23 protein-coding genes are annotated in these 24,848 nt (G+C 73.6%); 8 read left to right on the forward strand and 15 right to left on the reverse strand.

Translation table 11 applies throughout. The features are described 5' to 3' along the window. Window positions 1-18: 18 nt before the first annotated feature. From IE108_RS04500 to IE108_RS04525, 6 genes are all read right to left on the reverse strand, one after another. Entirely contained in the window at window positions 19-2,601 is a 2,583-nt protein-coding gene (locus IE108_RS04500; protein WP_064729651.1) for a SpoIIE family protein phosphatase, read from the reverse strand. Window positions 2,602-2,810: 209 nt separating this feature from the next. Beyond that, window positions 2,811-3,221 carry an ATP-binding protein gene (locus IE108_RS04505; RefSeq protein ID WP_064729650.1) on the reverse strand — a complete coding sequence of 137 codons (411 nt, stop codon included), beginning with the start codon at window positions 3,219-3,221 and terminating at the stop codon, window positions 2,811-2,813. A gap of 136 nt (window positions 3,222-3,357) precedes the next feature. Further along, on the reverse strand, window positions 3,358-3,780 hold the full coding sequence (locus tag IE108_RS04510) for a (deoxy)nucleoside triphosphate pyrophosphohydrolase (RefSeq protein ID WP_064729649.1): 423 nt from the start codon (window positions 3,778-3,780) through the stop codon (window positions 3,358-3,360). A 57-nt stretch (window positions 3,781-3,837) separates the two neighbouring features. Beyond that, complete coding sequence (locus IE108_RS04515; RefSeq protein WP_064729648.1) at window positions 3,838-4,029, reverse strand: hypothetical protein; 192 nt, start codon at window positions 4,027-4,029, stop codon at window positions 3,838-3,840. Between the two features lie 407 nt (window positions 4,030-4,436). Beyond that, window positions 4,437-5,189, reverse strand: coding sequence for a GntR family transcriptional regulator (locus tag IE108_RS04520; protein WP_064729647.1), 753 nt, complete (start codon window positions 5,187-5,189; stop codon window positions 4,437-4,439). Window positions 5,190-5,336: 147 nt separating this feature from the next. Continuing rightward, window positions 5,337-6,536, reverse strand: coding sequence for a DUF4190 domain-containing protein (locus IE108_RS04525; RefSeq protein WP_064729646.1), 1,200 nt, complete (start codon window positions 6,534-6,536; stop codon window positions 5,337-5,339). Window positions 6,537-6,654: 118 nt separating this feature from the next. On the opposite strand from IE108_RS04525, the gene IE108_RS04530 reads away from it, so the two are divergent. After that, the gene (locus IE108_RS04530) at window positions 6,655-7,857 is read left to right on the forward strand and encodes a serpin family protein (protein WP_064729645.1); all 1,203 of its coding nucleotides are present in this window, start codon (window positions 6,655-6,657) and stop codon (window positions 7,855-7,857) included. Window positions 7,858-7,878: 21 nt separating this feature from the next. Here IE108_RS04530 and IE108_RS04535 read toward each other — a convergent pair whose 3' ends face one another. The 3 genes from IE108_RS04535 to IE108_RS04545 form a co-directional block, all read right to left on the reverse strand. Further along, complete coding sequence (locus tag IE108_RS04535; RefSeq protein ID WP_064729644.1) at window positions 7,879-9,462, reverse strand: S8 family peptidase; 1,584 nt, start codon at window positions 9,460-9,462, stop codon at window positions 7,879-7,881. A 236-nt stretch (window positions 9,463-9,698) separates the two neighbouring features. After that, entirely contained in the window at window positions 9,699-11,942 is a 2,244-nt protein-coding gene (locus tag IE108_RS04540; RefSeq protein ID WP_064729643.1) for a DEAD/DEAH box helicase, read from the reverse strand. Window positions 11,943-11,995: 53 nt separating this feature from the next. Next, the gene (locus IE108_RS04545) at window positions 11,996-12,580 is read right to left on the reverse strand and encodes a helix-turn-helix domain-containing protein (RefSeq protein ID WP_064729642.1); all 585 of its coding nucleotides are present in this window, start codon (window positions 12,578-12,580) and stop codon (window positions 11,996-11,998) included. A 99-nt stretch (window positions 12,581-12,679) separates the two neighbouring features. Here IE108_RS04545 and IE108_RS04550 point away from each other — a divergent pair, with 99 nt between their 5' ends. Both IE108_RS04550 and IE108_RS04555 read left to right on the forward strand, forming a co-directional pair. Further along, complete coding sequence (locus tag IE108_RS04550) at window positions 12,680-13,306, forward strand: class I SAM-dependent methyltransferase (RefSeq protein WP_064729641.1); 627 nt, start codon at window positions 12,680-12,682, stop codon at window positions 13,304-13,306. A 135-nt stretch (window positions 13,307-13,441) separates the two neighbouring features. Continuing rightward, the gene (locus IE108_RS04555) at window positions 13,442-13,942 is read left to right on the forward strand and encodes a DinB family protein (RefSeq protein WP_064729640.1); all 501 of its coding nucleotides are present in this window, start codon (window positions 13,442-13,444) and stop codon (window positions 13,940-13,942) included. A 99-nt stretch (window positions 13,943-14,041) separates the two neighbouring features. On the opposite strand, the gene IE108_RS04560 is transcribed toward IE108_RS04555, so the two are convergent. Continuing rightward, window positions 14,042-14,638, reverse strand: coding sequence for a TetR/AcrR family transcriptional regulator (locus tag IE108_RS04560; protein ID WP_229851600.1), 597 nt, complete (start codon window positions 14,636-14,638; stop codon window positions 14,042-14,044). 82 nt (window positions 14,639-14,720) lie between these two features. Then, window positions 14,721-15,401: a DUF3159 domain-containing protein gene (locus IE108_RS04565; protein WP_064729638.1), complete on the reverse strand. Its 681-nt coding sequence runs from the start codon at window positions 15,399-15,401 to the stop codon at window positions 14,721-14,723. A 258-nt stretch (window positions 15,402-15,659) separates the two neighbouring features. Here IE108_RS04565 and IE108_RS04570 point away from each other — a divergent pair, with 258 nt between their 5' ends. Both IE108_RS04570 and IE108_RS04575 read left to right on the forward strand, forming a co-directional pair. Continuing rightward, window positions 15,660-16,349 carry a TetR/AcrR family transcriptional regulator gene (locus IE108_RS04570; protein ID WP_064729637.1) on the forward strand — a complete coding sequence of 230 codons (690 nt, stop codon included), beginning with the start codon at window positions 15,660-15,662 and terminating at the stop codon, window positions 16,347-16,349. Between the two features lie 110 nt (window positions 16,350-16,459). Continuing rightward, entirely contained in the window at window positions 16,460-17,038 is a 579-nt protein-coding gene (locus tag IE108_RS04575; protein ID WP_064729636.1) for a dihydrofolate reductase family protein, read from the forward strand. On the opposite strand, the gene IE108_RS04580 is transcribed toward IE108_RS04575, so the two are convergent. Both IE108_RS04580 and ychF read right to left on the reverse strand, forming a co-directional pair. Next, window positions 17,028-17,765: a helix-turn-helix domain-containing protein gene (locus tag IE108_RS04580; protein ID WP_064729635.1), complete on the reverse strand. Its 738-nt coding sequence runs from the start codon at window positions 17,763-17,765 to the stop codon at window positions 17,028-17,030. The genes IE108_RS04575 and IE108_RS04580 overlap by 11 nt on opposite strands. A gap of 35 nt (window positions 17,766-17,800) precedes the next feature. Then, window positions 17,801-18,889 carry a redox-regulated ATPase YchF gene (ychF, locus tag IE108_RS04585; RefSeq protein ID WP_064729634.1) on the reverse strand — a complete coding sequence of 363 codons (1,089 nt, stop codon included), beginning with the start codon at window positions 18,887-18,889 and terminating at the stop codon, window positions 17,801-17,803. 174 nt (window positions 18,890-19,063) lie between these two features. Between ychF and IE108_RS04590 the strand changes: the two genes are divergently transcribed. Continuing rightward, window positions 19,064-19,678, forward strand: a complete 615-nt coding sequence (locus tag IE108_RS04590; RefSeq protein ID WP_064729633.1) for a DUF6542 domain-containing protein — start codon at window positions 19,064-19,066, stop codon at window positions 19,676-19,678. A 28-nt stretch (window positions 19,679-19,706) separates the two neighbouring features. Here the strand turns inward: IE108_RS04590 and ppgK are convergent, their stop codons facing one another. Further along, window positions 19,707-20,447 carry a polyphosphate--glucose phosphotransferase gene (ppgK, locus tag IE108_RS04595; protein WP_064729632.1) on the reverse strand — a complete coding sequence of 247 codons (741 nt, stop codon included), beginning with the start codon at window positions 20,445-20,447 and terminating at the stop codon, window positions 19,707-19,709. A 30-nt stretch (window positions 20,448-20,477) separates the two neighbouring features. Further along, window positions 20,478-21,494 carry a 4-hydroxy-3-methylbut-2-enyl diphosphate reductase gene (locus IE108_RS04600; RefSeq protein ID WP_107420265.1) on the reverse strand — a complete coding sequence of 339 codons (1,017 nt, stop codon included), beginning with the start codon at window positions 21,492-21,494 and terminating at the stop codon, window positions 20,478-20,480. 128 nt (window positions 21,495-21,622) lie between these two features. Between IE108_RS04600 and IE108_RS04605 the strand changes: the two genes are divergently transcribed. Together IE108_RS04605 and xseA are read left to right on the forward strand one after the other, a co-directional pair. Further along, a complete protein-coding gene (locus IE108_RS04605; RefSeq protein WP_064729630.1) occupies window positions 21,623-22,999 on the forward strand; it encodes an APC family permease in 1,377 nt (458 codons plus the stop codon). Window positions 23,000-23,638: 639 nt separating this feature from the next. Next, a complete protein-coding gene (xseA, locus tag IE108_RS04610) occupies window positions 23,639-24,847 on the forward strand; it encodes an exodeoxyribonuclease VII large subunit (protein WP_064729629.1) in 1,209 nt (402 codons plus the stop codon). Window position 24,848: the final 1 nt, after the last annotated feature.

Here is a 24,848-nt window from a genome sequence, read left to right on the forward strand (position 1 = left end):
GTCGGGGGGACGCCCGGGTCAGAACAGGCTCAGCAGCGCCTCCGCCGGGTCCGTGAGCGGGGTGTCACCGCCGGGCAGCGGCAGTTCGAACCAGACCGTCTTGCCGCGCGGCGTCCGGCGTGAGCCCCAGGCCGCGCTGAGCAGCCCGACCAGTTGCAGGCCGCGGCCGCCCTCGTCGGTGTCCCGGGCGCGGCGCCTGCGGGGCTGGACCAGGCCGGAGTCCCAGACCTCGCAGACCAGGGTGCGGTCGAGCAGGAGGCGGAGCCTGATCTCGCCCTCGCCGTAGCGAAGCGCGTTGGTGACGAGTTCGCTGACCAGCAGCTCCGTCGTGTCGACCAGCGGTTCCATGTCCCAGTCGAGCAGCTGGCGGCGGGCGTACTCCCGGGCCCGGCCCACGCTTCGGGGCTCGCGGGGCAGGGTCCAGTCGCCGACGGACTCCGTGGGCAGGCCCTGGACGCGGGCCATCAGCAGGGCGATGTCGTCCTCGCCGTGGTGGCTGTCGAGGGTGTTGAGGACCTGGTCGCAGACGTCCTCCAGGGGCCGGGTGGGGTCGGTGAGCGCGCCCACGAAGGCCTGGAGCCCCTCGTCGAGGGGGTGGTCGCGGCTCTCCACCAGGCCGTCGGTGTAGAGGGCGAGGAGGGCGCCCTCGGGCAGTTCGACCTCGACCTCCTCGAAGGGCTCCCCGCCGACGCCGAGCGGCAGGCCGGGCGGCACGTCCAGCATCAGCGCGGACTCGCCGGGCTCGACCAGGACGGGCGGCAGATGGCCGGCGTTGGCGAAGGTGCAGCGCCGGGTCACCGAGTCGTAGACGGCGTACACGCAGGTCGCCAGGTACACCTCGGAGAGGTCGGCCTCGCGGGGGCGGCGGGCGGCCCGGGTGGCCTGCTGGACGCCTCCCGGGGCACCGAGTCCGCGGGCGATCTCGTCCAGCTGGGAGAGGACCTCCGCCGGTTCGAGGTCGAGCTGGGCCAGGGTGCGGACGGCGGTGCGCAGTTCGCCCATCGCGACGGCCGCGCGCAGGCCGCGGCCCATGACGTCGCCGACGACCAGCGCGGTGCGGTGGCCGGGGAGTTCGATGACGTCGAACCAGTCGCCGCCGACCTCGCTGGCCCGGCCGGTCGCCGCTTCGCCGGGCAGGTAGCGGCAGGCGATGTCGAGCCCGGAGGCCTCGGGGTCACCGGGCGGCAGGAGTGAGCGCTGCAGTATCAGCGCCCGCTCGTGCTCACGCCGGTAGAGGCGGGCGTTGTCGATGCAGACGGCGGCGCGCGCGGCCAGTTCCACGGCGAGGTCGCGGTCCCGGTCGCCGAAGGGCTCGCTGCCCTTGGTGCGGGCGAACTGGGCGAGGCCGACGACCGTGTCGTGGGCGACCATCGGCACGGCGAGGGTGGACTGGACGAGGCTGCCGTCCTCGGCGGGGACGGTGCGCGGGCGGGCGGTGCGCAGGGCGTCCGCGCACGGCGAGTTGAAGGGGTAGTGGTGGACGGCGCCGAGCTGGACGCGCTCGCCGGCGCCGTGCAGGGGCGCGTCGGAGACGGCGCTGGAGTAGGCGACGCGGCGCAGCTCCGCGCTGCCGTCGGCGAGGCCGGGCGGGGTCTCGTCGCCCACCAGGAGGCCCTGGTAGAGGTCGACGGTGGCCAGGTCGCAGAAGCCGGGGACGACGACGTCGAGGAGTTCGCGGGCGGTGGTCTCCAGGTCGAGGGAGTTGCCGATGCGGGCACCGGCCTCGTTGAGCAGGGCGAGGTTGCGCCGGGCGGCGGCGGCCTCGCGGGCGGCGGCGCGGCGGGCGGTGATGTCCGTCCCGAGCCAGGCGACGCCGATGGGGCGGCCGGAACCGCTGTGCACGCGGTAGAGGTTGACCGACCAGTGGCGGCGTTCCTCCGTCCCCGGCACGAACCCCGTGACGTGCATGTCCGTGATCGACTCGCCGCTCTCCAGGACCCGGCGCAGGGTCGCGGAGACCCGGTCGGCCTCGGCCCGGGGCAGGTAGTCGTGGACGCCCTTGCCGCGGTGGTCGTCCGGCGTGCCGCCGAAGGTGGAGGCGAACCGCTGGTTGGCGCGGCGCACCCGGAGGTCGGGGTCGATCAGCAGGAAGCCGAACGGAGACTGGCCGAAAATGGCCTGCGAGGCGGCGAGATCGGTCTCGATGCTGCGCAGGACGCGCACGTCCACGACGATGCAGACGGCGGCCTTCTCCCCGTCCTCGGTGCGTGTCGGCATGACGTACACCTCGGCGAGGCCGCGCGTCCCGCGGCCGGTCCGGTGGCCGGTGCCGTCGTCCGGCGCGCGGAAGGGGACCACGCCGGTCCACTCCCGGCCGTCGAGGATCTCGGCCATCTTGCGCTGGCCGCGCTCGCGCAGGTCCGGGTCGATGAAGGCGTCGATGGGGTCGGTGCCGACGGCGTGCTCGGCGGGGATGCCGAGCAGTTGCTCCGCGCGCAGGCTCCACTGGTCGACGAGTCCGTCGGGGCCGATCGAGAAGGAGGCGACCTTGATGTAGTCGTAGATGGAGCCGGGCGGGCTGCTCTGCCACACCGCGTCACCGAGTGGCGCGTCTGCCGACGGGCCCTCCGACTCCGTGGGCCTCGCTGGTATCTCGCTCACGCGAACCGTCCCCTCCAGCTCACCGCGTCCGGCACCGGTCACCAAAGGCGGCTGCCCGCAGTATCCAGCACTACGGCGCCGCACAACACGGTGTTCACGATCACAGCACGGTCCCGATGGTTTTCGGTCCGGACCGTGCCAATACTTCCAGTCTTCTAACCAGCGGACACGGCATCGAATCACGCAGTCCGGCAACTACCGCCGCTCCGTCATCCCGGGAGCACGAGTTCGAACCAGACCGTCTTGCCCGCCTCCCCGGCCCGGGTGCCCCAGCGGTGTACGGAGGACGCCACCAACTGGAGTCCGCGGCCGTCCTCGTCCTCGGGACGGGCGACGCGTGCGCGGGGCGGGTCGGGCAGCGGGTCGGAGACCTCCACCAGCAGGATCCCGGGCGGCGCGGCGGGGCGGCGCAGCAGGCGGACGCCGATGGGGCCGGTGGCGTGCCGCAGGGCGTTGGTCACGAGTTCGCTGACCAGCAGGGCGGTGAGGTCGCTGACACCGTCGAGCCCCCACGCCCGCAACGCGCCGCGGACCTGGGCGCGAGCGGTCCGCACGGCGTCCGGCACCGCGGGAAAGACCCACTCGGCACGGCCGCCCTCGCTGTCGATCACGCCGCTCACTTCCCGGCCGGCGATCCCCCACCCATGTCCGCTTTCATGGGGTTAATGGGCACATACCCGGGATTCAGGGCTCGGTACCGCCCAGGAGGGCGCACTGTGGCACCGGCGGCGCGCGGGGGCGCTCACCACCGCCCGTTCACGCACCCCGTGCGTCCGCCGTGTCCATTCCGAGGTGCGCGAGCGCCTGCCGGAGCGCCGGTACGTCCTGGTCGAGCCAGGGCACGTCCCAGATCCGGGCGGGGGTCAGCCAGCGCAGGGCGTCGTGGTCCTCGAGCGGTGCGGGGGCGGGGGAACCGGGGAGCAGCCGCGCGGTCCATACATGCAGGGCGAAGGGTGGTCTCAGGGGCCATTGTCCCGGGACGCGCTCACCGGCCTCGGCCGCGACGCCCAGTTCCTCGCGCAGTTCGCGTACGAGGGCGGCCTCGGGCGCCTCGCCCGGTTCGACCTTTCCGCCGGGCAGCTCCCAGCGACCGGCGAGGTCCGCCGGTGCGCTGCGGCGCGCGGCGAGCAGGCGTCCGCCGTCGACCAGGGCGGCGCCCACCACGATCCGTTCCGTCATGGTCCGGAGCCTACGGGCCGCCGGGCGGGCTCGCGGGCCCGGGCGGCCGGGGCCCGGTCAGTCCGTCGCGCCCTTTCCGTTGGCGCCGAGCCGCTCGACCCAGTAGAGCTGCTTGTGGCCGCGGCCGTCGAGGGTGTCGGCGATCTCCTGGGCCTCGGCCCGGGTCGCGTACCTGCCCACGCGGTAGCGATTGCCGTTGTCGTCCTGCCGGAAGACCAGCCAGGGAAGAGTGACCGTGCCGTCGTTCATCGCGCCCCTCCACTTCCCGCCCGCGGCCCGAGCCGCGCCCCGCCCGCCAAGGAAACCCCGATCCGCATATGCCCGAGCCTACGCCCAACCTTCACGGAGCGAATACGGCTTTGCACAAAGAGGTACGCAACCAGCCAGAACGCAGGGGGCGCACGATGCGGGACGCGCCCTCGCCGCACCCTGATGCTTCCGGTCGCAGGCATGCGGGGGCCGACGGAGGCCACCTGCGGGAACGACCGGAATGACCGGATTCAGACGTGAGGCCCGGGGCACGCCCGGACGGCGGGAGGGACCGTCGGCACGGAGAAAGGGGCGCGGGAGGCGCACGGGAGGCGTGCGCCATCTCACACCCCTGAGGACGCCTCAACACCCCCGGCGGCGCCGGGGGTTGGCGGCGGGCGCGCTCGCTACCTCACCGGCAAGTGATAGGCGACCCGGTACCGGTCGGCGGGGACGACGACCTCGGCGGTCTCCACCGCGCGGCCGGACGCGTAGAACGTGCGCTGGACGACCAGGACCACGTGGCCGGGGACACCGCCGAGGGCGAGCAGCTCCTCGGCCAGGCCGGGGCGGGCGCCGACCTCCTCCGTGACGTTGTCGACGACGACGTCGATGGCGGCCATCCGCTCGACGACGCCCATGCCGCCGAGCGGCCCCTCCTCGGGCAGCATCACCGGGGTGCGGCCGGTGAGGTCCAGCGGCTCCCACGAGGTGGAGAGCATCATGGCCTCGCCGGCCTCCCGGAACACGTACCGCGTGCACATCACGCGGTCGCCCGGCTTGATGGCGAGGCGCTCGGCGACCGCCACGCTCGCCTCGGCCTGCTCGCTGCGCGACTCCCAGGTGCCGTGCGCGTCGCCGTCGGCCTGCTCCTGGCGGAAGGGGGTGGCGCCGCCGGCCGGCCGGTACCCGGAGCGGGCGACCCGGCGGGGCACGGGGCGCTCGCGCACATAGGTGCCGGAGCCGGAGCGGCCCTCGACCAGACCCTCGGCCATCAGCACCTTGCGGGCCTCCAGGGCGACGGTGTCGGAGACGCCGTACTCCTCTCGGATCCGCGCCTGTGAGGGAAGGCGGGTATGGGGCGGCAGCAGGCCGTCGGCGATCTTCTTACGGAGATCACCCGCAACACGCAGATACGCCGGCTGCTCACCGAATGTCACTGGCCGCTCCCATCAGGTTGTACAGACAGCAACAGCGTGGCAACCGTAGGTTGGGCCAGGCAAGCAAAGGCCAGAGAATCACTCGATGTGATGACTTGTACCGCCCGAGGGCTTTACGCAGGCACTTTCTCCCCGTTATAGAAGCGATCACACCTCCAGGCCGGGGTCCTCCCCGCCGGTGTCGCCGCCGTCGCCGCCGCTTCCGTACTCCGGCGACGTGGTGGCGAGCCCCAGGGCCTTGCGGGCGGTGACCGTGGTGTCGGCGACGACGAGGTCGTACCCCTTGCCGTAGTGCTCGTAGTAGGCGTCGGCGTCGGCGGCCTTCGCGGCCAGGGCCCACTCCTCGCGGGCCGCCTCCAGGTCCTCGACCAGCTCGGCGACCGGACGGTCGGCCTCACCGGACCAGTCGTGCCGGCCGAGCATCGTGACCTCGCTCCGGAGCCCCTCCGCGACCTGGCCCGCCCAGATCCGGTAGCCGGCCAGGTCGTCCTCGACGGCCTCGGCCTCGGGCACCTCGTCCATCGCCCGGTTGAGGTGGCCCTCGGCCACCAGGTACGTGTGCTGGTCCCGGTCGAGCCCCGCGCCGTCGTTGCGGAGCGAACCGGTGAGCGTGGCGCCCTCGTCGGTGTTCCCGAACAGGCAGGTGATCTCCCGGTCGCCGGTCCGCCAGCTGTCGGAGGTCGGGGTCAGGTAGTACACGTCGACGTCGCCCGGCAGGGCCCACCGGTCCATGGCGTAGGTGTCCTGGAGCGCGTAGCAGCGTTCGTCCGCGGCCCGCGTGATCTCCGCGTCGCCGGGGAAGGACCCGCCCGGCAGCTCGAAGGAGGCGAAGACCTCGCCGTCGTGCGCCTCCTCGCAGGGCACCTCGTCGACGTCGTACGTGACCCCCTGGAGGGAGCCGCTGGGGGTGGTGAAGCACTGGCCCGTCTCCAGGCCGTACGCCGTGCCCTCGCCCCGCGCGGCGTCCCGGAAGCCGTCCCAGAAGTCGTTCGCGGCGCCCGTGGTGAGCGACAGCGCCCACAGCGCCAGCCCCACGCAGGACAGCACGGAACCGGCCACGGCGAACCCCTTGCCGCGCTCGCCCCGCCGCTTGATCTGGCCCAGCGCGACCAGGCCGAGGACGAGTCCGACGGCGGGCACGAAGCACAGCACACCGAGCACGAACGCGGCGATGGCGAGCCCGTTGACGGACGGCCGCGCCGGGTACGCCCCGTGGGGCCCGTAGGGCTGCCCGGCCGGCGGGTACCCCCAGGCACCCTGGTACGGCTGCTGCGGGGGCGCCGGGTACGGCCCCTGGCCATAGGGTCCTTGGGGCCCCTGGGGCCCGGGCGGCGGCGGTATGGACACGTGTACCGTGCTCCTGTTTCGGACGGTGACGCGAAGGCGCCGCGGGACAGCGGCCGGACCTCGCGGTGCCCGGCCGATCACTGAGCGCATGGTAAGCGCGCGGCGGGGCGGGGGCGGTATGCGGGTCGCGAACACGACCGTCCGGGCGGTGAACGGCCTCACCGCCCGCTGGGCCGCAGGCGCGAAGGGCGGCACCGTGCTCTCCGCGCCCGGTGTCTGGCCCCTGCTCGCCCTCCTCGCGGACGGTGCGGCGGGCGCGGCGCGGTCGGAGCTGGCGGAGGCGTTGGGGGTGTCCGCGGACCGGGCGGCCGCGGCGGCCCGTGAACTGCTCGCCGGACTCGGCGCCGTGCGCGGCCTGGAGACGGCCCTCGGCCTGTGGACCGGACGCGCGCTGGAACCGCGCGGGGAGTGGACCGCCGGGCTGCCCGCCGGCGCCCATGGTGTCCTCACCGGCGACGCGGGGACCGACGGTCCGGCGCTGGACGGGTGGGCGGCGCGGCGCACCGGCGGCCTGATCGAGCGGATGCCGGTGGCGGTGACCCCGGAGACGGAGCTGGTGCTCGCGAGCGCGCTGGCCCTGCGCACCCGGTGGCTGAGGCCCTTCGACGAGACGTACCTCGCCCCGGAGTCCGGGCCCTGGCAGGGGCGTGAGCTGCGGGGACTGGAGCGGCAGAGCGTGCTGCTGGACCGGATCGGCGTCGCGGACACGCCCGGCGGCCACGTGACCGAGCTGAAGGTGCTCGGCGACACGGCCGTCGACGTCCACCTGCTGCTGGGCGAGGAGGGCATGGCGCCCGGTGGGGTGCTGGGGGCGGGTGTCGGCATCCTCGCGGACGCCCGCCGGGTGACTCCGGGTTCGCGTCTGCCGTCCGGCGAGGTGGGGCCGGGGCTGGTCGTCGGGCGGGAGCGGACCATGACACCCCGGCCGCCGACGCTCGACGTGACGACGGTCGCGTACGGCGTCACCTCGGACCACGACCTCCTGGAGCACGCCGGGGTGTTCGGTCTGGGGGCGGCCGCTCTGCCCGTGCCCGGTCACTTCCCGGGCATCAGCGCGTATCCGCTGCGCGTCGACACGGCGCGGCAGTCCGCACTGGCGCGGTTCGACGCTTCGGGCTTCGAGGCCGCCGCGGTGACGGCGGTGGGCATGGTCGCGGCCGGTGTCCCCGAGTTGCGCTGGCTCAGCACCACCGTCCGGGCCGTCTTCGACCGGCCTTTCGGGTTTCTCGCCGTGCACCGGCACTCGCGGCTCGTCCTCGCGGCGGGCTGGGTCGACGACCCGGAGCCCTACCGCGAGGACGAGGGGGATCCGCCTCGGTGATCCCGTGTCACCGGGGCCGTGTCACAGGCGCAGGCCCCAGGCGTCGATGCGGCCGGTGTCCAGCGACGCGTTGTCGCTGACCCGGAGCTTCCACGTGCCGTTGGCGCTCTCGGAGGAGGCGTTCACGGTGTACGTGGTGTCGATGTCGTCCGCGCTGCCGCCGGTGCCGTACGACTTCAGCGTGTACGCGGTGCCGTCCGGGGCGATCAGCTGGACCTGGAGGTCGCCGATGTAGCTGTGGACGATGCGGACCTGGACGGGCATCGCCGAGGGCGCGTTGCCGGCCTCGCCGGAGACGGTCACCGGGGACTCGACGGTGGCGTTGTCCCGGATGGTGTAGTCGCCGGTGTTCTCGTAGAGGTCGCCGGTCGGCGGGGGCGTGGTGCCGCCGTCGCCGGTGTACAGGAGCCGGTTGGGCGAGCCGCTGCCCGGGTTCGTGACGACGCCGGTGGTGGCGGCGGACGTCAGGGCGGTGGCGACCTGCGCCGGGGTGGCCGTGGGGTTGGCGGCCAGGTGGAGCGCGGCGGCGCCGGCGACGTGCGGGCTGGCCATGGACGTGCCGGAGATGGTGTTGGTGGCCGAGTCGCCGCTGTTCCAGGCGGAGGTGATCGAGGAGCCCGGCGCGAACAGGTCCACCACGGAACCGTAGTTGGAGTAGCTCGCGCGGGCGTCGCCCGACGTGGTCGCGCCGACCGTGATCGCCTCGGTCACCCGGGCCGGGGACTTGGTGGAGGCGTTGGTGGACTCGTTGCCCGCCGCGACGACGAAGGTGACGCCGGAGGCGATGGCGTTGCGCACGGCGGTGTCGAGGGCGCTGTCGGCGCCGCCGCCGAGGGACATGTTGGCGACGGCGGGCTTGACCGCGTTGCGGGCGACCCAGTCGATTCCGGCGACGACCTGGGCGGTGGTGCCCGAGCCCGAGTTGTCGAGCACGCGGACGCCGACGATCTTCGCCTTCTTCGCCACGCCGTAGGCGCTGCCCGCGACGGTCCCGGCGACGTGGGTGCCGTGGCCGTGGCCGTCCTGGGCGGTGTTGTCGTTGTCGATGGCGTCGTAGCCGTAGGACGCGCGGCCGCCGAAGTCACTGTGCGTGATGCGGACGCCGGTGTCGACGACGTACGCCGTCACGCCCTGTCCGGCGCTGTCCGGGTAGGTGTACGAGCTGTTCAGCGGGAGGTTGCGCTGGTCGACGCGGTCCAGGCCCCAGGAGGGCGGGTTGGGCTGGGTGCCGGTGACGTGGAAGGTGCGGTCCTGGACGACGGAGGCGACGGCCGGGTCGGCGGCGAACCGTTTCGCCTCGGTCTCGGAGGCCTCGACCGCGTAGCCGTTGAGGGCCTTGGTGTAGGTGCGCTCGATGTCGGCGCCGTACTTCTTCGCCAGCGCGCGGCCCTCCGCGGAGCCGGACGTCGCCTCGTCCGCCTTCAGGGTCACGATGTAGCTGCCGGCGACCGCGTTCGCCGCGTCCGCGTACTGGACGTGGCCCTCCGCCGCGGTGGCGGGGAGCGCGGAGACGAGGCTCGCGGCCAGGGCCGCGGTGGCCACGGCGCCGACGGCGGACAGTCTTCGCCGGGTGGTGCGAGGGGGGTTGTGACGCAGCACTGCCATGTGAGGGGTCCTCCTCGGTCGGTGGTGCGTGGTGGGGTTCGTGCACGCCGAGCAGACCGCCCCCGGGGACCATTAGGTCATGGTCATGTCAATTTGGGGCGGCTTTTGGTGCGTCAGCCGAAAGATTGAGGCTTCCAGAGGAATTGCACAAGAGGCGTGCACGGATGTGCGCACCCCTGAATCGTTTGAGCGACACCCCGGTCCGCTCCGGGTCGACCCGCCGGGGCGACGCGCCGTCAGGACGGCGCGGTGCGCTCGTCGTCGACGCCCAGCCGGGCCTGCTCCTCCTCGACGATCCGCCGGGCCAGGTCCGTGTCCGACACGTCCACGGCGTCCGGCGTCGCCTCGGCCACCGCGCTGCGCCGGGCGTAGGCGTCGAACAGGCGGGTCTTGCGCTCCAGCAGCCGCACCATCCGCTCGTCCACCCCGCCGGCGGCCAGCAGCCGGTGCACGCGCACGGGCCTGACCTGGCCCATGCGGTGGGCGCGCGCGACCGCCTGGTGCTCGATGGTCGGCTTGATCTGCGGTTCGCACACGATCACCACGGACGCGGCCTGCATGTTGAGCCCGATCCCCGCCGCCTGGATCTGCGCCAGCAGCACCGCCGGACCGGTCACGGCCGTGAACCCGTCGACCAGCGACTGCCTGCGGGCGGGCGGCACCGCGCCGGTGAGCGGACCGAACACGGGCCCGTACGGCCGCGGTTCGGCGCCGTCGGCGGCGGCCAGGTCGGCCTCGACCACGCGCAGGACGTCGCGGAAGTTGGAGAAGACCACGACCTTGAGCCCGTTCTCCCCGGCCTCCCGCACGATCTCCCGGAGCCGGCCGAGCTTGGCGGACTTCTCCGGCCGGGCGTACGCCGCCCTGCGCATCGCCATGAAGTTCCCCTCGCGCACGGCCTCCCGGTACGCGTCCTCGTCGGCGGCGCTCAGCTCCTCCCACTCGTCCGTGTGCTGGAGGCTGGGCAGTTCGGTGAGCACGTCCTCCTGGTTGCGGCGCAGGTAGACGGGGGCGACCGCCCGGCGGAAGGCCACCGAGCCGGTCAGCCCGGTGCCGTCCCCCAGCCGGTCGGCCACCTCCGGGTCGAGCATCCGGACCAGGTTGCGGAACTCGGCGACCCGGTTCTCCATCGGCGTACCCGTCATGAACAGCACGCGCTCGCACCGCGCGGCCCACCGGTCGACCGCCTGCGACCGCAGGGCCTGCGGGTTCTTCACGGAGTGCGCCTCGTCGACGACGAGCATCGCGGGTGCGGGCGGCCGGTCCGGGCCGCCGCCCTCCGGCTCGCCGCCCGGGGGACCGCCCGCGTCGCCACCGGGGTCCGGGAACCCGCGCAGGGAGTCGAAGGTGGTCACGGCGACCCCGCCCCGCGCCCCCCAGTCGGCGAAGGCGTCCCGCCGGTCGGGGCCGTGCAGCGGGCGGACGGGCAGGGTGCTGCGGGCCTCGATCTCGCGCGTCCAGTTGACCAGGACGCTCGCCGGGCAGACGACCAGGAAGTGCGTGTGCCCGCCGGCCGCCAGGTGGGCCAGGGCCGCGATGGCCTGGATGGTCTTGCCGAGCCCCATCTCGTCGCCGAGGATCACCCGGCGCCGCGCGAGCGCGAAGCGCGCGCCGAACGCCTGGTAGCCGCGCAGGGAGACCCGGCGCCGGGAGTCGTCGAGCCGCAGTCCGCGCACCCGCTCGGCGATGTCGTCGGGCAGGAAGCCCTCGGCCGCCGCGGTGTCGGAGGTGTGTCCGGCGATCTCGCCCAGCACGCCGTAGTACTCGGCGGAGCGCAGTTCGAAGTCCGTCCAGGCCGCCAGGTCGCCGGCCGGTCCGCGCAGCAGGTCCACGGAGGCCTGGGCCAGCACTTCGGGCGTGCCGTCGCGCTCCGCCTCCTCGGTCAGGGAGCGGATCCCGGCGACGGCCTCCAGCGCGCGGGCCTTCCGCTCGCGCCCGGCCAGCAGCAGGCCGATCCGCCCGGCGGCGGGCCGGGCCTCGGCCAGCAGCGGGTCGAGCCGCCGGACCAGCCCGGCCGCCGTGTCGAGCGCGCGCCGTGCCTCCGGTCCCGCGCCGACCAGCACGTGCAGGGCCGCGACCAGGGCCGTCGTCCGCGGCTCGGGCCGGTCCACGTCCAGGTGCACGGCGGCCGCCTCCCCCGCGGCCTCCGCCAACTGCCGTGCGGCGGCGACGATCTGATCGACGGTGCGCTGGCCCACGCCGGGGATCTGCCGCAACCGGTAGGGGCCGGCGTCCAGTACCGCGCGGACGGTGGCGAGTCCGCTCTTCTCGACGGCCCCCAGCCGCAGCCGCCCGCCGGTGACGTCCTGCAACCGGGCCACCGGGATGGCGTCGAGGGCCTGTTCGACCGCCTCGTCGTGCAGCGGCTTCAGCGCCGCCCGGACCGCGTCGACGGCCCGCTCGTGGTCACCGGCCAGCGAACGGGCCGCCTCGTGCAGCCGCGTGCCGCGGGCGACCGCCTCCCGCTCATCGCGCCCCATCCGGTACCGCGCCCCCTCCCGGCCGTCCGGCGGCCGCTCCCCCGGTCGGCCCTTCAGCCGCTGTGCACATGCGCGCGTACCCCTTGCAGCCCGAAGAGGACGAGCAGTTCGACCGCGCCGCCGTCGGCGCTGCCCAGCCAGTGCGGCAGGGACGTGTCGAACTCGGCGGCCTCACCGGAGGAGAGCGTCAGGTCGCGCTCGCCGACCAGCAGCCGCAGCCGGCCGCTGAGCACGTACAGCCACTCGAAGCCCTCGTGCGTCTGCGGGGTCGGTTCGAGCGGCGCCGGCCGGCTCGGGATGATCATCTTGAACGCCTGGGTGCCGCCGGGCCGCCGGGAAAGGGGCACGAAGACCATCCCGAAGCGCCGGACGGGCTTCAGGTGGATCCGGGGGTCGCCCGTGCGCGGTGCGCCGACGAGGTCGTCCAGGGGGACGCCGTAGATCCGCGCGAGCGGGAGCAGGAGTTCCAGGGTGGCCCGGCGCCGGCCGCTCTCCAGCCGCGACAGGGTGCTCTCCGACACGCCGGTGGCCGTCGCGAGGTGGGCGAGGGTGATGCCCCGGTCCCGGCGCAGCGCGCGCAGCCTGGGGCCGACGGCGTCGAGCACGTCGTCGGTTCCGGCGTCCGTCGGGGCGTCCATCCGGCCACCTTGCCACAACGGCAAGTTTTCGTGCCAGCCGCCCGGGTGCGTGCCGAGACTGGCGGCATCACGACACACGCTGCCGAGCGAGGAGTTCCGATGGACGCCACCGACGAGGTCACCTTCTGGGACGGGCTCTACGCGGCCCGGCCCGCCGCGGACGACGCGCCGCCCAACCGGCGGCTCGTCGAGTCGGTCGCCGACCTGCCGCCCGGCGATGCGCTGGACCTCGGGTGCGGCAACGGCGGCGACGCGCTGTGGCTCGCCCGCCGGGGCTGGCGGGTGACGGCCGTCGACATCTCGGCGGTGGCGACCGACCGGCTCGCCGCGCACGCCCGCGCACAGGATCTCGGCCACCTGGTCACCGCCGAACGGCACGACCTGGGCGCGTCCTTCCCGGAGGGCCGGTTCGACCTGGTCACCGCCCACTACCTGCACACGCCCTTCGGCCTGGACCGGGCGGCCCTCCTGCGCACGGCCGCGCACGCGCTGCGTCCGGGCGGACGGCTGCTGGTCGTCGACCACGGCTCGACCGCGCCGTGGTCGTGGGACCAGGACCCCGACGCCCGGTACCCCGGCCCCCGGGAGGTCGCGGCGGACATCGGCCTCGACTCGGCCGCTTTCCGGGTCGAACGGGCCGACTCCCCGCACCGCCGTGCGACGGGCCCCGGCGGGCGCACCGCCGAGGTCGTCGACCATGTACTGCTCGTGCGGCGCGACGCGTGAGAGCGGCCGGGACCTGAGACCGAGGCCCGATCGACGGGGCGGTGAATGCCGGGGACCACTGCGTCGCAAGCCCCGCCCCACCCCGACCGGGCCGATCACCTTGCCCCCTCACCAAAGCCGACCAAGGAGGCCACCATGCCCCCCGCCACCCGACGCGGCCGTCGCCGCGACACCCCGCCGCCGCGCACCGGTAGCAGCGAGGCCGAGACCCTGCGCGGCTTCCTCGACTACCTCCGCGCCTCGGTCGCCGGCAAGGTCGACGGCGCCCCCGAACCGCAGGTCCGTACGGCCGCGGTGGCCTCCGGCACCAATCTGCTCGGGCTGCTCCATCACCTCACCCAGGTCGAGCGCGCCCTCTTCCTCGGCGCGGAGGTCCGGGACTGGCAGGCCACCTTCCGGGCGGCGCCCGAGGACAGCGTCACCGACGTCGTGGCCCGCTACCGCGAAGCCGTCGAGCGGGCGAACGCCGTCCTCGACGCGTGCACCGACCTCGCCGCGCCCCTTCCCCGCCACGCCCCCGGCAAGTCCGCGCCCAGCGTGCGCTGGGCCCTCACCCACATGACCGAGGAAACCGCCCGCCACGCGGGCCACGCGGACATCCTGCGCGAGTTGATCGACGGGGTCACGGGGAGGTGAGCGGGGAGGCGGGTACCGCGGGCGGACGGTGACGGGGCCCGCGGCCCGGCCGTCCTGCTTTCCGGCCTTCCGGCCTTCCGGCCTTCCGGCCGTCAGGCCTCAGACCGCCTCCGTCGGATCACCGACCGCACCCCCCGTGGCACTCCGGACGGCGCGGGCGACCCGGTGCGGTGTGTCGGCGAAGTCCTCGGGGTCGGCACCCGTCAGCAGGGCGGCGCCGACGGTCTCGTGGAGGACCCGCACGGAGGCCGAGGCCGCGGCGGCGTACAGCAGCACCTGGAGGTCGTCGGGCGGCCGGCGCGTGCGGTGGGCGATCGCCTCGGCGAGTTCCCTGCGGGCCTGGTCGCGGGCCATCAACCAGGCGGTGCGCACGGCCGGTTCGGTGGCGGCCAGCACGGCCATCCGCGTCGCGAGCAGGTCGTCCAGCCGGTCCAGGTCGGTGGCGGCGCGGGCGTAGCGGTGGGCCTCGGCGGCGAGGTGTTCCTCCAGGGACAGGTGCGGCGGCCAGCGGCGCAGTACGGCCGTCTCCCATGCCGCGCCGCGGGTCACGATGGGTTCGGCGCAGCTTTCCTTGTTGCGGAAGTGGCGCCAGACGGTGCGGGTGGACACGCCCACCGCGCGGGCGATCCGGTCGCCGGTGGTCGCGTCCACCCCCCGCTCCCAGAAGAGGCGGCACGCCTCCCGGGAGATGTTCATCCGGAGCCGGTCGCGACGCGCCGCGTCGGCGCCGGGACCCCCCGCCCCGCGTCCGCCGTTCATGTCGCCGCCCGTGCTCAGGTCAGGCGCGACCGGTGGACCGCGTCCCGGCGGCCTTGAGGCGCTTGTCGGAGAGGCGAGCGGCCCAGGCGACGACGAGGAGTCCGACGGCGAGCAGGGGGTAGCCCATGATGACCTTCGCGAAGCCCAGGGAGCCGACCTCGTCGCTCTCGTACAGGTACTGCTGGACGGCGAAGCGGGCGGCGAAGATCGCGGCCAGGGTCAGCGTGGCGATGTCGTAGTACCGCCGCGAACGCCGGTCGGCGCGCCAGGCACCGCCCTTGCCGGTGACGGAGTTCCACAGCACGCCGGCCAGGGGCCTGCGGACGAGTACGGAGGCCAGGAAGACGACGGCACCGGCGAGGCTGGCCCAGATGCCGATGAGGAAGTAGTCCTTGGCGGACCCGGTGTACCAGGAGATTCCGGCGGCGATCGCGACGCCGAACAGGCCGCCGAGGGCGGGCTGGAGCGATTCCTTGCGCAGGAGGCGCTCGATGGCGATGGCGACGGCGACCACGACGGCCGCGGTGACGCCGGCCCTGAGGCCTCGGTAGTTGTTGGCGAGGACGAACGCCACGACGGGCAGGGCCGCGTAGACGAGGCCCTTGGTGCCCCCGGCCTGTTCGAGCGCGGTGGGCCTGGCGCGGGGAGCGGTCGGAGTGGCGGTCGGGTTGCCGGTCGCCTGGTGCTTGACGTCGTTCATGGTGATCAGCTCTTCCGGTTCGTCTGGGGACGCATCACGAACCCGTGCGTCACTTAGTGACAGGGTGGCATCGAGTGAACCGGCACGCAAGCATGGGAGCCGAATTAGGTGTCATTTAGTGACAGCGGCGCGCGCCGACAGCGACGGTGTAGTTACCCGTCCGGGAGGCCCGCCGCGCGTCCCCGCGGCCGAGCCTGGCATTTGGCGTCACTTAATGTCATTCTGGCACTTGAGGCACAAGTGTGAGCAAGGAGCAGCATGGGGACCGCCGAGACATCGACGGAGCGCGGCCGGGGCGGCATGAGCGAGCACCGGCGCCGCAGGGTGCGCCTGGAGATCTCCCGCGAGGCCGCCCGCCTGTTCTGGCAGCAGGGCGTGGACGCGACCAGCGGCGACCAGATCGCGGCGGCGGTCGGCCTGTCCACGCGCACGATCTGGCGCCACTTCCGGAGCAAGGAGAGCTGCGCCGAGCCGATCGTGACGCAGAGCGTGGCCTGGGAGATGTCCACGCTGCGCAGCTGGCCCCCGCACCTCTCCCTGGAGGACCACTTCGCCGCAGAGGCCGACCGGTTCGGCCGCGAGTCCACCGCGCTGGAGCAGGCCGACACCGCGCTGGGCATCCGGATGATCCGCCTCGCCGACTCGGAACCGGCGCTGCGCACCGCCTGGCTCATGGCCTGCGACCAGGTCGAGCACGAGATGGCCGAGATCATCGCGACGCGCCTCGACGGCAAGCCCGACGACCTCGACGTACGCCTGCACGCCGCGGCCGCGTCCGCAGCGCTGCGCGTCATCAACGAGTACATCGGCGCCGCCCTTCTGGACGGCGTGGACCCGCGGGAGTTCTCCGACGCGGCCTCGCTCATCGCGAACGCGGTGCGCAGGGCGACCGGCGGGGCGGTGGGCGACCCGGTGGAGGGCGCGGACGAGACGGGCACGGACGCCTGACCCGTCCCGCCGGGCCGGCTGTCGTTTCCGTACAAGACGAGCCCGCGCCCGCGCTCTACGGTGAACCCGACAGCTCGCCGACCACCGTGATCCCTGAGGGAGACAGCACCATGCGCGACTTGGTCTACACCGGTTTCATGTCGCTCGACGGCGTCGTGGACTCGCCCGGCGGCGGCCCCACCGAGGAGCACCGCAGCGGCGGCTGGGTCTTCAAGGACCTCGAGTTCGTGCCGGAGGCCTGGTCGCTGAAGGGCGAGGAACTGGCCGACACGACGGCGCTGATGTTCGGACGACGCAGCTACGAGGCGTTCGCACCGGTCTGGCCCGGCTCGGAGGACCACGCCGCGTACAAGGACCTGCCCAAGTACGTGGTCTCGACGACGCTCTCCGACGACGCCCTGGTGGACGGCTGGGGCCCGACGACCGTCCTGCGCTCGACCGAGGACGTCGCCGCGCTCAAGGCGGGCGAGGGCGGCGCGATCTTCATCCACGGCAGCGCGGAACTGGCCCGGCGCCTGTCCGACGCGGGCCTGATCGACCAGTACAACCTGCTCGTCTTCCCCACGCTGCTCGGCGCCGGCAAGAGCCTGTTCGGCCGGTCCGACCGCGACAAGCAGATGCTGACGCTGCGGGAGTCGCAGAGCTACTCGAACGGCATCCTGAAGCTGGTCTACGACGTCAGGCGCTGATCAGGGCGGCGCTCTGGGCGTCGCTCCGGGCGCTTTGCAGATCGAGCGCGATCGGCCCGCCGGCGCCCTCGCGCAACTGCCCCGCGGTACGCCCGACACAGGCCCTCAGCGCCCGCGCCAGATGCGGCTCGTCGAAGTACCCCAGCCTGGTGACGACGTCGGCGGCCGGCTCCCCGGCCGCCAGCGACTCGGCGGCCGCACGGGCCCGCTCGATCTTCCGGACCGCCCCCCGGGTCAGCCCCGTGGCGGCCCGGAACCGCCGCTCGACCGTACGCCCCGACACGTCAGGACGACCACCCCGCAGCACCTCGGCGACGACCGGATCACGCACGAGCACCCCGGCCCGCACCAGCCGCTCCACCAGCGCCTCGGCGTCATCGGCCCCCGGCGTCTCCCACCGCCCGCCGTCGAGCCGGAACGTCCGCCGCGTGGTGTCGGGCAGCGCGACCCCGCCCTCGCCCAGCACGGACGCCGGCACCGCCCGCAACGACGTCCCGACGGCGAACTCGATCCCGGTGAACACCGCCCCCTCGGGCACCGCCGCCGTCCCGGCCCGCAGCTCGGGCCCGGTGACCCCCGCGAACGCCCGCCCGCCCTGCTCCCAGAACACCAGCCCCAACCGCACCCCGGCCACGGAGGTCATCCCGGTGACCCGCTCACTCCGGCAAGTCCACACGACGTCGACCCAGGAGGAGTCGGAGTGACGGGTCTCGAAGCTGAGGGACACGGGGGCAGGATAGGCCGGGCCTGGTCGGCCCGGGGCTAGACGTTGAACCGGAACTCCACCACATCCCCGTCCCGCATCACATACTCCTTGCCCTCCATCCGCGCCTTCCCCTTCGCGCGGGCCTCCGTGACCGAGCCGGTCTCTACGAGGTCGGCGTAGGAGATGACCTCGGCCTTGATGAAGCCCTTCTGGAAGTCGGTGTGGATGACTCCCGCGGCCTCGGGGGCCGTGGCGCCCTTCTTGATGGTCCAGGCGCGGGATTCCTTGGGGCCGGCCGTCAGGTAGGTCTGGAGGCCGAGGGTGCGGAAGCCGACGTGGGCGAGGGTGGCGAGGCCGGGTTCCTCCTGGCCGACGGACTGGAGGAGTTCCAGGGCCTCGTCCTCGTCCAGCTCGGCGAGGTCCGACTCCAGCTTGGCGTTGAGGAAGATCGCCTCGGCGGGGGCGACCAGGGCGCGCTGCTCGCTCTTGAAGTCCTCGTCGGTCAGCTCGTCCTCGTCGACGTTGAAGACGTAGAGGAAGGGCTTGGTCGTGAGGAGGTGCAGGTCGTGCAGGAGTTCGTTGCGCTCGGTGCCCTGGACGATGCCGTGCGCGAAGAGCGTGTCGCCCTTCTCCAGGATCTCCTTGGCCTCCTCGACGGCCTTGACCTTGGGAGCCACGTCCTTCTTGATCCGGGACTCCTTCTGGAGGCGCGGGAGGACCTTCTCGATGGTCTGGAGGTCGGCGAGGATCAGCTCGGTGTTGATCGTCTCGATGTCGTCCTTGGGCGAGACCTTGCCGTCGACGTGGACGACGTTCTCGTCCTTGAAGGCGCGGATGACCTGGCAGATCGCGTCGGACTCGCGGATGTTCGCGAGGAACTTGTTGCCCAGGCCCTCGCCCTCGCTGGCGCCGCGCACGATGCCCGCGATGTCCACGAAGTCGACCGTGGCCGGGAGGACCTTCTCGGAGGAGAAGATCTCGGCCAGTTTCGTCAGGCGGGGGTCGGGGACGCCCACGACGCCGACGTTGGGCTCGATCGTGGCGAACGGGTAGTTGGCCGCGAGCACGTCGTTCTTGGTCAGGGCGTTGAAAAGGGTCGACTTGCCGACATTTGGCAGACCGACGATTCCGATCGTGAGCGACACGTTGCGACTTCCCGTACGTGAGGGTGCGGAGGGTGGGGCGGGCCAGGCAGGGCCGATCCACCAGTCTACGGGGTGGCCGATACGGCCGGTGCGCCCTGTCGAACGCTTGGCCAGCTCCAGCCGACGGCGTGTCTGTCGGCCTATTCGGCACATAAAACGACCTAAGTTGGTCCAGTGGAGCAACACAGGACGCGACCTGCGCAGTACGGACCGCGACGGAGCCGGGCCCCGCTGCCCCCGCAGGGGCGAGGCGGCGCCGCTGCCGCCCGGCCGGTCGGGCGGCCGCCGGTGCCGCGGGCGGCCGCCGGACCGGGGCGGGCGGCCGCCCCCCGCGACCCCGGCCGGCCCGAGTCGCCGCCGGCCCGCGCGGTGCGCGCCCTGCGCTCGATGCCCAATCCGCGGCTGACCGGTCTGGGCAGTGGACTGTTCTGCGCGGCGGTGATGGTCCTGCTCGGCTACCTCGACGACCTGCTGTTCGGGGCGTCCCTGACCGTCTACGGCGTGCTGTTCGTGCCGGTCTGCCTGCTCACCGCGGTCTGGGTGCGCCGGGGCGACCTGCTGACCGCCCCCATCGTGGTGCCGATCGCCTTCGCGGTGGGCCTGGTGACGGTGGCCGAGACCGGGGACGGCGGTGTCGGCGGGCGCCTGATGGGGATCGTGACCGCGCTGGCCACCGAGGCCGGGTGGCTCTACGGCGGGACGCTCGTCGCGGGCGTCACGGTGCTCGTGCGCAGGATCCGGCTGGTGCGCAGGCGGGCCGCAGCCGCCCGGAACCGCCCGCCGGTGTGACCCGCGGCGGGCGGTGCGGGGGCCGGCGTCAGCCGGACGCGTGCATCGCCGCGCCGACGATCCCCGCGTTGTTCTGGAGCTGGGCGGGGACGATCTCCGCCTGGATGCCCTCGATGTAGTGCAGGAACTTCTGGGACTTGCGGCTGACCCCGCCGCCGATGATGAACAGCTCCGGCGAGAACAGCATCTCGACGTGGGCGAGGTACTTGCGCACCCGGTGGGCCCACTGCTCCCACGACATGTCGTGGTCTTCCTTGACCTTGCTGGAGGCGCGCTTCTCCGCGTCGTGGCCGTCCAGCTCCAGGTGCCCCAGCTCCGTGTTGGGGACGAGGACGCCGCCGTGGAAGACGGCGCTGCCGATGCCCGTGCCGAAGGTGAGCAGGATGACGGTGCCCTGCCGGCCGCGGCCGGCGCCGAAGTTCATCTCGGCGACGCCCGCCGCGTCGGCGTCGTTGACCACCGTGACGTCCAGGCCGCCCAGGCGCTCCGAGAACAGGCTCCGCGCGTCCGTGTCGACCCAGCTCTTGTCGACGTTGGCCGCGGTGCGCACCATGGCGCCGCCGGTCACCACGCCGGGGAAGGTGAGCCCGACCGGTCCGGTCCAGCCGAAGTGCTCGACGACCTCCTTGACGCCGTCGGCCACACCGTCCGGGTCGGCCGGTTGCGGGGTCAGCACCTTGCAGCGCTCCTGGGCCAGGTCGCCCCTGTCGAGGTCCACAGGAGCGCCCTTGATCCCGGATCCGCCGATGTCCACGCCGAAGATCTGCATGGCACCCACGTTACGGCCTGCGACTGACGGTCACGCCCCGGCGGTACCCGAGCCGCCCCGCTCCGCCACCAGGCTCGCGGCCTCCTCGCGCAGGTCGCGGCGGAGTTCCTTGGGCAGCGAGAAGGTGATCGACTCCTCGGCGGCCTTGACGATCTCCACGTCCTCGAAGCCGCGCTGGGACAGCCACTCCAGGACCTGCTCGACCAGGATGTCCGGGACGGACGCGCCGGAGGTGACGCCGACCGTGGTCACGCCCTCCAGCCAGGCCTCGTCGGCCTCGTCGGCGAAGTCCACGAGGTACGCCTCGCGGGCGCCGGCCTGCTTGGCGACCTCGACGAGCCGCTTGGAGTTGGAGGAGTTGCGCGAGCCGACGACGATCACCAGGTCGGCCTCGGCGCCCATCTGCTTGACCGCGAGCTGGCGGTTCTGCGTGGCGTAGCAGATGTCGTCGCTCGGCGGGGAGATGAGCTGCGGGAACTTGTCCTTGAGCGCGTCGACGGTCTCCATGGTCTCGTCGACGGACAGGGTCGTCTGGGAGAGCCACACCACCTTGGACGGGTCGCGGACCTCGACCTTCGCGACGTCCTCGGGACCGTCGACGAGCTGGATGTGGTCGGGGGCCTCCCCGGAGGTGCCGATGACCTCCTCGTGGCCCTCGTGGCCGATCAGGAGGATGTCGTAGTCGTCGTTCGCAAAACGGACGGCTTCCTTGTGGACCTTGGTGACGAGGGGGCAGGTGGCGTCGATGGTGGCGAGGCGGCCCCGCTCGGCCTCCTCGTGGACGACGGGCGCCACGCCGTGCGCGGAGAACATCACGATGTTCCCCGGGGGGACCTCCTCCGTCCGCTCGACGAAGACCGCGCCCTTCTTCTCCAGGGTCTGGACGACGTACTTGTTGTGGACGATCTCGTGCCGGACGTACACCGGAGCGCCGTACTGCTCCAGGGCTTTCTCGACGGCGATCACGGCGCGGTCCACACCCGCGCAGTAGCCACGGGGGGCGGCGAGCAGGACACGGCGGCCAGGCGAAGCAGTCATGGCACCCATCGTAAGGCCGCGTTCGGCGGCTCAAAGATCGCGTGGGTCCCGCGTTGCCGGGGAGACTGGCGGGAACGTTCCGAGGCGGAGTTCGAGACGCAGTTCGAGGCGGAGCCCGAGACGCTGGCGGAGGCACGATGGCGGAGACCGGTACGACGGCCCCGGGGGCCGATGGGGAACAGCGGCTGAAGCGCACTCTGGGCTTCAGGGACCTGGTCGTCTACGGCCTGCTCTTCATCGCGCCGATGGCGCCGGTCGGGGTGTTCGGCACGCTGGACGCCAAGTCGCACGGCGCGGTGGCGCTGGTCTACGTGGTCGCCACGGTCGCGATGGCGTTCACCGCATTCAGCTACGCGCAGATGGTGCGGGTGGTCCCCCAGGCCGGGTCGGTGTTCGCGTACGCGCGCGTGGGGCTCGGCAACGGGGCGGGGTTCATCGCGGGCTGGATGGCGATGCTGGACTACGTGCTGATCCCGGCGGTGGCGTACCTGTTCTCCGGGATCGCGATGGAGGCGCTGGTTCCGGAGGTCTCCCGGTGGGTGTGGACGGCGATCGCGGTGGTCGTCACGACGCTGCTGAATCTGTGGGGGGTGCGGGCGGCGGCCCGGGTGGGCTTCCTGGTGCTCGCCATGGAGATCGTGGTCCTGCTGGTCTTCGTGGTGGCGGCGATCGTGGTCCTGGCCCGGGACGGGGCCGCGCGCGACTGGCTGTCGCCGCTGGCGGGTGACGGGACGCAGGGGGCGTTCGCGCTGTCCGCGGTGGTCGGCGCGGTCTCGGTGGCCGTGCTCTCGTACCTGGGCTTCGACGCGATCGCGACGTTCGCCGAGGAGGTCACGGGCGGGTCGGCGAAGGTGGCGCGGGCGCTGCTGTTCTGCCTGGCGCTGGCCGGCGTGCTCTTCGTGGCGCAGACGTACCTGGTGGCGCTGCTGGAGCCGGTGTCGTCGGCGCAGCTGGCGGCGGAGCCGGAGCGGCAGGGGTCGGCCTTCTACGACGCCGTGGACGCGTCGGTCGGCACGTGGCTGCACGACCTGGTCGCGGTCAGCAAGGCGATCGGTGCGGCGTTCGCGGCGCTGGCCGGGCAGGCGGCGGCGGGGCGGCTGCTGTTCGCGATGGGCCGCGACCGGCGGCTGCCGGGGGTGCTGTCGCGGACCGACTCCGGGGTGCCGCGCGTGGCGATCCTGGTCTCGGCGGTGATCACGATGGTGGCGGCGGTGTGGGCGGCGCGCCGGGACGACGGCCTCGACCACCTGGTCTCGGTGGTCGACGTCGGCGCGCTGACCGCGTTCACGCTGCTGCACGCGAGCGTGGTGGGCTGGTTCGTGGTCCGGCGGCGCGGGGACGCGCCGGTGAACTGGTGGAAGCACCTGGTGGTGCCGGTCCTGGGCGCGGCGATCACCGTCGCCGTGATCGTGGAGGCGTCCGGTTCGGCGCAGGTGGTCGGCGCGATCTGGCTGGCGGTGGGCCTGGTGGTCCTGGCGGCGCAGGCCCGCGGGAGGCGCGCGGCGCGGACGTGACCCGCGCACGGCGGTGTGGACGACGCCCGCGACGAGGATCCGACGCGCTGCGACCCCCACGCGCGCCTCGCGCAGGCCGCAGCGCGCCCACGCCCGCCGGGCCCGGCACGGCGCCCCGGCCGGGCCGACCCGCCGTCGGCCGGCGCGGGCGACGACGACCGCGACGGGCGTGCGCACCACGACGAGGACGGTCCGCCTGCGCGCCTCGCGGGTGTACGCGCGTCCGCGCCCGCCGGACCGGGCCGGCCCCGGCACGTGGGCTCCGGCCGGACCTGCGGGGGCTGGGCCCCGCACCGGCTCACGGCCACGCCGTGCGGGCACCGCGCGCCGGCGGCCACGCCCCTGCACCCCGCCGACCGGCCCGTCCGTGTCCGCACGCACGACGCGTGCCCGGACGCGTGCCCGGACGCGTCCGTCGGGGCACGACGAATGCCCGGACGCGTCCGTCGGCAGGCGGACCCGCCCCCGGTCCGCTCACCCGGCGCCGTGCACGCGCGCGTGCGTGGGAAGCGCCCCCCCGCCCGCGCGGAAGCGGGGCGCCCCGCACGGCTGCCGCCGGCGGTACGCACGCGTGCGTGCCGAGCCCCCAGTCGCTCAAGCCCCGCAGGGATGTCGTACCCGGCCGTTACGCTCGGGCGCATGGCTGTTAACTCGACTCCCGAGAGTCCGCTGCCCGTGGGTGAGGTGTCGCGGCTGATCGGGGGGTGGATCGACCGGCTCGGCGCGGTCTGGATCGAGGGGCAGATCACGCAGCTGTCGCGGCGGCCGGGCGCGGGCGTGGTGTTCCTGACGCTGCGCGACCCCTCGTACGACATCTCCGTGAGCGTCACCTGCTACCGGCAGGTGTTCGACGCGGTGGCGGACGTGGTCGGCGAAGGCGCGCGGGTGGTCGTGCACGCAAAGCCGGAGTGGTACGCGCCGCGCGGGCAGCTGTCGCTGCGGGCCGCCGAGATCAAGCCCGTGGGCGTCGGGGAGCTGCTGGCGCGGCTGGAGCAGCTGAAGAAGGCGCTCGCGCGGGAGGGGCTCTTCGCGCCGGAGCGGAAGAAGCCGCTGCCGTTCCTGCCGCGGTTGATCGGCCTCGTCTGCGGCCGCGCCTCGGCGGCCGAGCGCGACGTCCTGGAGAACGCCCGGCACCGCTGGCCCGCCGTCCGCTTCGAGGTGCGCAATGTGCCGGTGCAGGGCGTGCACGCCGTGCCGCAGGTGGTGCAGGCGGTCAAGGAGCTGGACGCGCGGGAGGACGTGGACGTGATCGTCGTCGCGCGCGGCGGCGGCAGCGTCGAGGACCTGCTGCCCTTCTCCGACGAGCAGCTGGTGCGCGCGGTCGCCGCGTGCCGTACGCCGGTCGTCTCCGCGATCGGGCACGAACCGGACAATCCACTCCTGGACCACGTGGCCGACCTGCGCGCCTCCACCCCGACCGACGCGGCGAAGAAGGTGGTGCCGGACGTCGGCGAGGAGTACGAGCGGGTCCGGCTGCTGCGCGACCGCGCCCGCCGGTGCGTGGCGGCGTTCGTCGACCGCGAGGAGCGGGGGCTGGCGCACGCGCTGGCCCGGCCGTCGATACAGGATCCCCACCGGATGACCGAGGAGCGGGCGGAGCAGGTGACGGCGCTGCTGGACCGTGGCCGCCGTTCGCTGCGGCACCATCTCGACCGGGCCGACTCCGAGCTGACGCACACGCACGCGCGCGTGGTGGCGCTCTCCCCCGCCGCGACCCTCAAGCGGGGGTACGCCGTACTCCAGCGCGCCGACGGGCACGCCGTCCGGGACCCCGGCGAGGTGGAGCCGGGCGAGGCGCTGCGGGCGCGTGTCGCCGAGGGCGATTTCTCCGTACGAGTCGACGCATAGG

Origin of the sequence: Streptomyces parvulus, from assembly GCF_014648855.1 — a bacterium.
GTDB classification, from domain to species: Bacteria; Actinomycetota; Actinomycetes; order Streptomycetales; family Streptomycetaceae; genus Streptomyces; species Streptomyces parvulus.